The following is a 10,108-nucleotide window of genomic DNA, read 5'->3' as shown; positions in this document are numbered from 1 at the left end:
CGATTTTAGTAAGCCCATTCAAGTGGAGGTAATGGCTGTTGGTCCCGGTGCAGAAGCCTGCGGCATCGACGGTGTGCGAGTATTTGACGGCACGGCAACTCCGGTGGGCGTGGGCGACCATAAGATAAGTTTAGGTGATTTTACCAAACGCTAGTCAGAGTCGGCTGCGGTCGTTGGGTTGACTTTACCGTTTAGGGTCTCGATGCTGTTCCCGTTGATAATCCACTAACAAAGACAGGGCTGGGCATGGCGGCGCAGAAAAAATCTTTGTCATTGGTTTTGCGCGTGTTGGTTATTATTTTGGCGGGCGAGCTGATATTTGCGCTGCCGTTTCATATGGCTAGATATTTTCGCCCCACGTTTCTGCAAGCCTTTGATCTCACCAACACGCAGTTGGGCGATATTTTTGCCGTCTACGGCGTAGTGGCAATGTTGTCTTACTTTCCTGGGGGCTTTATTGCCGACCGATTCGCGCCGCATCGATTGATGAGTTTGTCGCTGTGCGCAACGGCGCTGGGCGGTCTGTTTCTGTGGAGTGGTCCCGACCACACGGGACTTGCGCTGTTATTTGGCTATTGGGGTGCAACCACAATTTTGTTGTTTTGGGCGGCCATGATAAAAGCGACGCGCCTGGCGGCGAGGGCAACGCAGCAAGGCTTGGCCTTTGGATTATTGGATGGCGGTCGCGGTTTCATTGCCAGTCTGGTTGCCAGTGGTGCGCTATTGCTTCTGAGCACCGCCCCTCAGACCACTGATGGCAATTTCAATTCATCGGCCCAAGCCCTCGCAGCCCTACGACCGCTAGTGGCCTATTACACATTGCTCACGCTCGCGGTGGCTGCTGTTGCCTACTACTGCATTGCCGATCCGCCGGCCGATCCAGCGGAGAGGCGACAGGTGAGAAATCTCCGACCGCCCATTTCGATCCTGCGCAATTCATTGGTTTGGCTGCAGGGTGGCGTAGTGGTGTGTGCCTACTGCGGTTACAAAGCGTTGGACAACTATGGCATTTTTGTCGTGCAGGCCCTTCACTGGTCGCAACTGGAAGCGGCGCAGTTTACGACCTGGGCTAGCTACCTGCGCCCGCCGGCAGCGGTCTTGGCTGGGCTATTAGCCGATCGGTTGTGCGCCAGCCGCATGACACTAGGCTTGTTTGCCGGGCTCGGTGGCGCTTTTGTTCTGATGAGTTGGATGAGTGACGGCCAGCCACAGGTGCTACTGATCAGCATTACGCTGTTGCTGACATTCATTGGGGTATTTGCCCTGCGCGGTATCTACTTTGCCCTGATCAGTGAAAGCCAAATACGCATGGGCGCCACGGGTACGGCGGTGGGTGTCATCTCTGTTGTGGGTTTTACGCCAGATATTTTCTTTGCCCCCGTTACCGGCAGAATACTGGATGCGGGCGACCAGGGCTTTGCCTGGTACTTTATGTTCTTGGCGGTCGCGATGTGCTTAGGCTGCCTGTGTGCGTATTGTTTAACGCAAGCTATGGCCGCCAGGCAGGCGGCCTCGCAGCGCGGACCGAGTTGTGAGAGTGACAGTTCGGGGTTTGTTCAGTAGTCGAAGCGGTGCGCCACGAAAGCTGTTTGCGCCGCCAGCCACACATCGCCAATGGCGCCTTGTCCGACCGGTTTGCCGTCAATGGCGGTAACGGGTGCCACCTCTTTCGACGAGCTGGTGAGCCAAACCTCGTCGGCCTGCGCTAAGTCTTCCAAGGTAATAGTGCGCTCGGCGACCGGTATTTGGGTGTACTGGCGCAATATATCGAGCAGCATCAAGCGGGTAATACCGGGCAACAACTGGTTATCTAATGGTGGGGTAATGACTTCGCCATTTTTCACAATGAATACGTTACAGGCACTGGCTTCGGTGACTTCGCCCTTGCTGTTGTACAAAATAGTTTCGCTGTTGCCGGCGGCGTAGCCTTGTTGAAAGTGCATTACATTGCCGAGAAGCGCCGTGGATTTAATGTTGCAGCGGCGCCAGCGCAAGTCTTCGGTAGTGGAAACGGTGTAGGCTTTGGTTTGCGCCTTATCGGCCACGGGGGCTGCCGCAATCTCAAATGTAAAGGCAAATACCGTGGGCTCCACGCCCTCCGGGTAGGCGTGATAGCGTTTGGTGTCGGCGCCGCGACTCACATGCAGGTAGATGCCCAGATTGCCGCTTCCATTTTTTGTCATCAACTGTTCGCACAGGGATTGCCATTGCTCTGTGCTCCAGTGCAAGCCGATTTCAATGAGCCTCAGGCCCTCTTTCATCCGATCGATGTGGGGGCCAAAGCCCACCAGTTTGCCACCGTAGGAGGGCACCACTTCGTAGATGCCATCGCCAAACAAAAAGCCGCGATCCAATGGTGATATGCGGGCTTCCTCGAGTGGCAGGTACTCGCCGTTTAAGTAAGCAATAGACATATGTAATACCCAAAAAGTGTTGTGATAAATGCGTGTACTATTGGCCCGTTACGCCGGCATTAAAAGCCGGTGGCCGCCCGTAAATCGGCAATCAAGGTCAGGCCAATGTCTGGCGCCAAGCCGTCTTCTGTTATCTCGTTGCGGCGCGTAACGCCGTCTACGCTATTGCCGGCCGACAGATACTCAAGCATAGCTACCATGTCGATCTGGGCGAGCAAATCTTCACCGCGCCGGAAACCCAGCAGGGCGATTAAGCCGTGCGCTGCCCAGTTGGAGACATCGGCAATAACCAGCTCGTCGACACAGGTGGCCGCGGGCACTATGTCCAATTTGGCGAGGTGGGCATAGACATTGCCCATACCGATTTCATTGCCGCCATCGCCGATGCCGATGGAGGGGCACTTGGCCAGTTCGATAAAGGTGTCGAATCGGGCAGTGCCGGCGGAAATGTCTTCGCCGCGCATGTTGTGGTAGTGCCCGTTTTTGGCCAGCCCGGGCCGCTCGATGGCAATGATTAACGACGGATTAAGGTCTGTCAGTGCAGCCTGCACTTCGGCGTGGTGGGCATCCAGACAATCGGGCTTGCCGACCCGTATTTCGTGCAGTCGATAGCGTTTGGCCAATTCAGTAGAGAGCGGCGGTCCGCACACCAACACCGGGTTTAGGCCTATATGCTCTAGTGTTTCATAGAGGGCGATAGCTCCCACGGGGCCGTCGGTTTCAAATGTGCCCACCACGGGAAAGCCGGTGGCAATTAAGACGGTGCCGCGCGCCTGTTCTATGAGTGCCACCGCGCGAGCCAGGTAGCCGGGCTCGAGGGCCTGCTGCAACGCTTTCATGCCGCGAGGATTGCGCCGCACCAGCAGGTCTTCCAAGGTGCGCGAGAGGGCCAGCAGTTCAGGGGTCATGGGCAGGTTTCCAGTGCGAGTGTGGCCAGGTTGCGGCGGCGCTGGGCGAGCAGCAGTTCGGCGTGGGCGCGCTCGGCGTCCATAGGGGTAAAGCGCAGGGTGGCGCCGGGCATCAATTGCGCCAATTGCGCCAGATCGGGTGTGAAGACACTGCCGATTTTGGGATAGCCGCCAATGGTTTGCCGGTCGTTGAGCAAAATAATGGGCTGGCCATCGGCGGGCACCTGAATGGCGCCCAGGCAAATACCTTCCGAGACAATACCCCCTATGGCGCACTTGAGGGCCGGGCCCTTGAGCCGGAAGCCCATGCGATCGCACTGGGGGCTAAGTTGGTATTCGTGGCTGTAAAACAGGGCCCGCTGGGCGGCGCTAAAATACTCGGCCTGATAGCCCTCGATGACCCGCAAGGTGGGACTAGTGGGGTAGTTTGGCCAGTATTGCTCGGGCAACCGCAGCGGCGCTTGTGGGCTGGCCGTGGCAATCGGCAAGCTGTCGCCGGCCGCCAGCGGCGTGCCGTCGAGGCCGCCAATGCCCTCGCGCACCACGGTGGCTGTGGAGCCAAACTGTGGCATCAGATCGAAGCCGCCGGCCACGGCCACATAGGCGCGTGCACCCCGCTCGGCAAAGCCGAGTTTTATCAGGCTGCCGGGTGCCACCTTGTGCCCCTGCCAGAGGGGCTGGAGTTTTCCGTCGATCGTGAGCGGCAGTGTGGCACCGGTGACCGCAAGTTTTAGCGCTTGATGGGCGCGCATTTCCAACCCGCCTACCGCGACTTCCAGCGCGGTGGCATTGGGTGCGTTGCGCACCAGGGTGTTAGCCCAGTAAAACGCCTCGGCATCCAGTGGGCCGCCGGTGGTTAGCCCCAGGCTGTGTTGGCCGTAGCGACCGGTGTCCATCAATAGCGACAATACCCCCGGCTTTAGGATTTCTAGCGTTGTCACAGGCTGCCTCCGAGCGCCAGGTACTCGTCGCGCGCGATGGCGTAAAACTGCACGCGATCGCCACTTTGAATAGGCATGGTGGGTTCGGCTTTGGGGTCGAACATGGGGGTGGGGCAGCGGCCAATCAGATTCCAGCCGCCGGGCGAAGGCGCCGGATAAACTGCTGTTTGCCGGTCGGCAATGGCCACGGCGCCCTTGGGTACCTTGGTGCGCGGCGTGGCCAGGCGCGGCGCTGCAATGCGTTCATCCACCTGGCCCAGATAGGCAAACCCAGGTGCAAAGCCGATGGCATAGACCCGATAAATTGTTGAAGAGTGAATGCTTACCAACTCTTCGATAGTCATGTTTGCGCGCTGCGCCAGCGCGTCTAAATCTGGCCCTGCCTCCGGGTGATAGTACACGGGTAGACGCACCAACTGGCCCGCTTGCGCCTCGGTCTCCGCGCCTTGGGCGCAGTGGCGCACGCTGGCGCGCACGGTCAGGGGATCGGCCAGCAACGGGTTGTAGGTGATCAGCAGCGACCCGTAGGAGGGCACCAGATCCACTAACCACACGGGCGCGCGCGCGCGCAGTGCACTGGCACAGGCAGCTACGCGCGCCGCTGCCCGATCGTCGATGCCCTGGTCGGGGTCGCCAAAATACGCAATCAGCGCATCGGCGCCGGCGGTTTGCAGGGTTAGCATGGGCGCGCGTCCAGCAGAGCGCGAATATCGGCAATGGCGGCCACGCCTGCAGCGTTGTCACCGTGCACACACAGCGTATCGACCTGCAGCGCCAGGGTATGGCCGCCAACCGTGGTTATAGTGCCATGCTCTGCCAGCTGCTCGACCTGAGCCATCATTTTGGGGTGGTCGTGAACGGCGCCCGGCAGGCTGCGCGACAGCAGTTTGCCGTCGTCGGCGTAACAGCGATCGGCAAAGGCCTCGAACCAGAGCTCCAAGCCCAGCGCCTGCGCTTCCTGGCGGTGCAATTCAGCCTGCGGCGTGGCTTGTAGCATCAGTTTAACGGGCCGGTGAAACCCGGCCACGGCCTGCATAACGGCGGCGCGCACGGCGTCTTTGGCCATCATGTCGTTGTAGAGGGCGCCGTGGGGTTTAACATAGGCCACCTGCTGGCCCTGTACTTGCGCCATGCCGTCTAGGGCAGCCAGTTGATACAACAAGAGGGCGCGAATTTCGCCGGCGCTGCAATTCAGCGAGCGGCGCCCAAAGCCCACCAGATCGGGGTAGCTGGGGTGCGCGCCAATTGCTACGCCGTGTTCGGCCGCCAGCGACAGGGTTTGCTGCATTATCATCGGGTCGCCCGCGTGAAAGCCGCAGGCGATGTTGGCCTGGTCTATATGGGGCATCACTTGTGCGTCCATGCCCATGGTCCAGGCGCCAAAGCTTTCGCCCAGATCGCAATTTAACAGTAGCGTCATGTGCTTCTCGCGTTGCCTCGTTAGAGAATCGCCAGTGTGGCGTTGGGAATGTCTGTCACCAGCATACAGCCGGGGCTGTGGGTAATACAAAAGGGCGGTCGCGCCTGCATGATGGCGGCCTGCGGGGTGACGCCGCAGGCGGTAAACACGGGGACCTCACCGGCCTTGATGGTGACTGCGTCGCCATAGTCGGGGGCGTGCAGGTCGCGGATACCGATGGCGGACGGGTCGCCAAAGTGCACAGGCGCGCCGTGTACCGAGGGAAAGCGCGAGCAAATCTGGATCATGCGAATGGCGTCGCGCGGTACAAAGGGGCGCATACTCACCACCAGATTGCCGCGAAAGCGGCCGGCTGGCGAGCAGGGCAGGTGGGTGTTGTACATGGGGACATTTTTGCCCTCGCTAATATTGCGAATGTCCAGCCCGTCGGCCAGCAATGCCTCTTCAAAGGAAAAGGAACAGCCAATTAAAAAGGTCACTAGATCGTCGCGCCAGTGCTCGCGCACGTCGGCCACCTCTTCAATCAGCGCGCCATCGCGCCAAATCCGGTAGCGGGGCAGGTCTGAGCGAATGTCGACGTCTGCGCCGGCGGCGAGCATCGTTGGGTTGCCCGGTTCGTCGCTCATGGCAATGAGCGGACAGGGCTTAGGATTTTTTTGGCAGAACTGCAAAAATTCGCCGGCCCAATCTTTGGGTAGTATCGCCAGATTGCACTGCACAAAGCCGGGCGCCTGGCCGGAGGTGTTCGCCGTAAAGCTACCTGCGCGAATGGCGCGGCGCAGATCGGCGGGCTGTGTAAACAGTGGGGTCATGGGAGCATCCGTTCGCTTGTGGTGGCTCGAGTTGCGGCCTTGGGTATTGAAAAGGCTACAGGGTGTTTCGCGCCGCGTACATGGGTATTTACTTGACCCTATGTTGCGTCTGCGCCCACCTATTAGCGCTGCGAGGTTTGGGCCGCACAGGTAACTGGTGTGCGGACTATTTTAGGCCGATGACCAGCGTGTCGCCCACAATTCGGTAATAGGGTACGTAGAGGTCGGGCACCTCGGGGCTCTGGGCGCGGCCAAACAGGTTAAACACCAGCTTATCCTGCCAGAAGTCGTCCAGGCTTTGAGAGCACTTGAACCCCCCTTGAACTACGCTGTCTCGGTGCAAAAATGGCTGGCCAATGTAGTGAAAGGCGGCACAGGGCACTATCCCGTTGTACCACTTGTGAAAGCCAAACATGAGGTAACCCTGGTTGCGATCAAACACAAACACCTTTACGGGATACTTTTCCCGGCTGGTGCGCTCGGGCGGATCGACCACCTCTTTAGATTTGTGGATGCGGCTATCGTATTGGCTAGCCAGCAGCTCGTCGCGCGGGCGAATGATCACCAACTGCTGGTTGTGCCACTCCAGATAGTGGGGTTTGTCGATGGGAATGTCGGCCAGCGGCACCTCTAGTTCGTAGTGGTCGCGCTCGCTGAAAATCATCACGCTGATTGCCAGCAGCGCGGCCAGAATGGCCAGCGCAGAGAGCACAAACAGGGGCTTGGCATTGGGTTGAGCGGTCAATGGGGCATTCCGTGTATGGGTAATCTCATTATCTAGACGATCTTGATGCTGTGGGTATCAGCGCTAAATGCGTCTTAGGTGTCAATTCGCTGTGAACTATACCTGCCTAGGCGTCGTTTTCGTGACTGAGCTGGCATTGGTAGTGCTCGCCGGCCACCTGCAGCTGTACCGTGATCGGACGGCAGCAGACTTCGCAATCTTCCACGTAGGTTTGGTCGCCGCCACTGATATCCAGTAGCAGGCAGATGGGCTCGCCGCAGTAGGGGCAGTGGTGTTGAACTTCTTCCAGCATGGTTTCCTCGCAACGGGCCCGCGCTGCACATACTACCCTAAGTGGGGCATATGGGTGCAAATGGCGATCTGCCCGTGCTGTAATTGGCGGTTAACGTTTTAAGGAGTGTGAAAAATGGCAATTTGCCGGGTGGTATTGGTTACTGAAGAGGCCGGTTTTGGTAACCGCTGGGTAAGCGAACTGAAGCAGGTGGCCGAGGCCGATACCAGCTCGCCCATTCGCCTGCGGTTTTCGCACTGCAAAGCTGGTCAGCTCACCGAACAGTTGTATAAGGGTGAGACACAAATTGTCGCGCTGGACGAAGGCAGCTTGGGTGAGTCGCACCTGGACGCCTGTTTTGATTTGGTGCGCGCTACCCGCGCAGAAATCGACTGCATATTGTTGACCACCGGTAAAATGCCCGACGAAGACGCCGACTTTGAAGGCGTGATTTCACGCGCCGAGTCAAATTACGGGGTGGTATACCGCACCCTGCGCCGCGAGTTGTTTGAGCGCACGGCCACGCCCTTTGCCGATGCGTTAAAAGAATACGTGTACGCGGCCAAAGACTCCTGGCACACACCGGGCCACTCCAGTGGCGACAGTCTGAGTTCCAGCCCCTGGGTGGTGGATTTTTACCGCTTTATGGGCGAGCACATGTTCAACACCGATTTATCGGTCAGCGTGAAAATGCTTGATTCGCTGATGGAGCCGGTCACCGTAATCCGCCAGGCGCAGAATCTGGCGGCCAAAACCTTTGGTGCGCGCCACACCTACTATGTGACCAACGGCACATCGACCTCTAACAAAGTGGTACTGCAATATCTCATGCGCCACGGCGATAAGGTGATCGTCGACCGCAACTGCCATAAATCGGTGCACCACGCCATGATCATGAGCGGCTCTGTGCCGGTGTATTTGGAGTCCTCTGTCAACCAAACTTACGGCGTGTACGGGCCGGTGGCTAAAGCGAAAATTTTTGCGGCCATCGACGCCAACCCTCAGGCGCGGCTGTTGATTTTAACGTCGTGTACCTACGACGGTTTGCGCTATGACTTAAAACCGATTATCGATTATGCGCACGCCCACGACATTCAAGTATTGATTGACGAAGCCTGGTACGCGCACGGTCGTTTTCATCCCGAATTGCGACCCACGGCACTGGAGGCGGGCGCCGACTTTGTCACCCATTCCACCCATAAGATGCTATCGGCTTTTTCCCAGGCCTCGATGATTCACGTGGGTCACGGAGTGAAAGACTTTGATGCTCCTCGCTTTCGCGAAGACATCAATATGCACACCTCCACCAGCCCTCAGTACGGCATGATTGCGAGCTTGGATGTGGCGCGCAAACAAATGAGTATTGAAGGCTTCGGCGTGCTCTCGCGCACGCTCAATTTTGCCCAGGAAATTCGCGATTACGTAGAGCAAAATACGCCCTTTAAATCACTGGGGGTAGACGATCTGTGCGACGATGAAGTTAAGGGCGACGGCATTCGCTTGGATACCACCAAGGTGACTATCGATGTGGGTTGTGCCGGCTTGTCGGCGCCCAAAGTTCAAGCGGTACTGTTTAACGACTACGGTATTCAGGTTGAGAAAAATACCCACAATACCATTACCCTGTTGGTTACCATTGGCACCACTGAAAGCAAAGTGCTGCGCTTGAAACAAGCACTGCATAAAATTGCCCAGACGGCGTCGGGTCTCCCCATGGAATACACCCACCAGTCCATTCCGGCGCTCAGTAAAATTTGCGTGCTGCCCCGCACAGCCTATTTTGCCGAAGGTGAAAAGGTACGACTGACGCGCGAGGCGGGCACCTCTTCTTTGGTGGGGCGCGTGGTGTGCGATGAAATCGTGCCCTATCCACCGGGCATTCCACTAGTGGTGCCTGGCCAGGAATTGAGTGCGGAAATACTCGCGGCCATTGCCAATTACGTTTACGAGCGTAAAGACCTGGAAATGCACGGCGTACAGGTGGTGAATGGCGAGCCCCACATTCGCGTCATGAAGTCAGAGGCCGAGGCGAAGGGTAAGGCGGAGCTGGAGGCTCTTTAAACTCAGCTCAAATCGTACCCGTGCGAATAAATTACATAAAAACGCCACGTAAATTCTGCAAGTGCACGGAGAATGTACGTTATTAGAGATGGATTGACTCAGGGGCGTCCTGCCCCTGACCGCTTCGCGGCGCTGACGCGGTCTCAATCGTTCCCGACGATTGATCGAACCCGGGGTTCGAACGAAACGCTTCGGTTGGCAATTAAAAAAGCCCCCACGCTGGTTGGGTAAGTGCGTGGGGGCGGCGCGTAATTGGAGAGGGATGGACTCAGGGGCGTCCTGCCCCTGACCGCTTCGCGGCGCTGACGCGGTCTCAATCCTTCCCGACGATTGATCGAACCCGAGGTTCGAACGAAACGCTTCGGTTGGCAATTAAAAAAGCCCCCACGCTGGTTGGGTAAGTGCGTGGGGGGCGGCGCGTAATTGGAGAGGGATTGACTCAGAGGGGTCCTGCCCCTGACCGTTTCGCGGCGCTGACGCGGTCTCAATCGTTCCCGACGATTGATCGAACCCGGGGTTCAAACGAAACGCTTCGG

General features: G+C 58.1%; 10 protein-coding genes. 2 read left to right on the top strand and 8 right to left on the bottom strand.

From position 1 onward, the window contains the following. Positions 1-246: 246 nt before the first annotated feature. Positions 247-1,563 (top strand): MFS transporter, encoded by a 1,317-nt coding sequence (locus tag ACW8F6_RS02555; RefSeq protein WP_491574274.1) that lies wholly within the window; start codon positions 247-249, stop codon positions 1,561-1,563. On the opposite strand, the gene ACW8F6_RS02550 is transcribed toward ACW8F6_RS02555, so the two are convergent. The 8 genes from ACW8F6_RS02550 to ACW8F6_RS02515 all read right to left on the bottom strand — a co-directional run bounded on the left by ACW8F6_RS02550 (position 1,557) and on the right by ACW8F6_RS02515 (position 7,532). Then, positions 1,557-2,414: a D-amino acid aminotransferase gene (locus tag ACW8F6_RS02550; RefSeq protein ID WP_491574273.1), complete on the bottom strand. Its 858-nt coding sequence runs from the start codon at positions 2,412-2,414 to the stop codon at positions 1,557-1,559. The two genes, ACW8F6_RS02555 and ACW8F6_RS02550, sit on opposite strands and share 7 nt — an antisense overlap. 59 nt (positions 2,415-2,473) lie before the next feature. Further along, a complete protein-coding gene (locus tag ACW8F6_RS02545) occupies positions 2,474-3,322 on the bottom strand; it encodes a DUF4392 domain-containing protein (RefSeq protein WP_491574272.1) in 849 nt (282 codons plus the stop codon). Next, on the bottom strand, positions 3,319-4,263 hold the full coding sequence (locus ACW8F6_RS02540; protein ID WP_491574271.1) for a 5-oxoprolinase subunit C family protein: 945 nt from the start codon (positions 4,261-4,263) through the stop codon (positions 3,319-3,321). Before ACW8F6_RS02540 ends, ACW8F6_RS02545 begins: the two co-directional genes overlap by 4 nt. Then, on the bottom strand, positions 4,260-4,946 hold the full coding sequence (gene pxpB / locus ACW8F6_RS02535; RefSeq protein ID WP_491574270.1) for a 5-oxoprolinase subunit PxpB: 687 nt from the start codon (positions 4,944-4,946) through the stop codon (positions 4,260-4,262). The genes ACW8F6_RS02540 and pxpB overlap by 4 nt, the downstream gene beginning before the upstream one ends. After that, on the bottom strand, positions 4,940-5,683 hold the full coding sequence (locus tag ACW8F6_RS02530; RefSeq protein WP_491574269.1) for a 5-oxoprolinase subunit PxpA: 744 nt from the start codon (positions 5,681-5,683) through the stop codon (positions 4,940-4,942). Before ACW8F6_RS02530 ends, pxpB begins: the two co-directional genes overlap by 7 nt. A 20-nt stretch (positions 5,684-5,703) precedes the next feature. Beyond that, positions 5,704-6,495, bottom strand: a complete 792-nt coding sequence (locus ACW8F6_RS02525; protein ID WP_491574268.1) for a putative hydro-lyase — start codon at positions 6,493-6,495, stop codon at positions 5,704-5,706. Between the two features lie 166 nt (positions 6,496-6,661). Continuing rightward, positions 6,662-7,240 carry a hypothetical protein gene (locus ACW8F6_RS02520; protein WP_491574267.1) on the bottom strand — a complete coding sequence of 193 codons (579 nt, stop codon included), beginning with the start codon at positions 7,238-7,240 and terminating at the stop codon, positions 6,662-6,664. A 106-nt stretch (positions 7,241-7,346) separates the two neighbouring features. After that, a complete protein-coding gene (locus tag ACW8F6_RS02515) occupies positions 7,347-7,532 on the bottom strand; it encodes a CPXCG motif-containing cysteine-rich protein (protein WP_491574266.1) in 186 nt (61 codons plus the stop codon). A gap of 114 nt (positions 7,533-7,646) precedes the next feature. Between ACW8F6_RS02515 and ACW8F6_RS02510 the strand changes: the two genes are divergently transcribed. After that, the gene (locus ACW8F6_RS02510; protein ID WP_491574265.1) at positions 7,647-9,572 is read left to right on the top strand and encodes an aminotransferase class I/II-fold pyridoxal phosphate-dependent enzyme; all 1,926 of its coding nucleotides are present in this window, start codon (positions 7,647-7,649) and stop codon (positions 9,570-9,572) included. Positions 9,573-10,108: the final 536 nt, after the last annotated feature.

Source organism: Simiduia sp. (assembly GCF_058345725.1).
The sequence above is the reverse complement of the archived record's forward strand: the minus strand, read 5'-3'. Positions and strand labels throughout refer to the sequence as shown.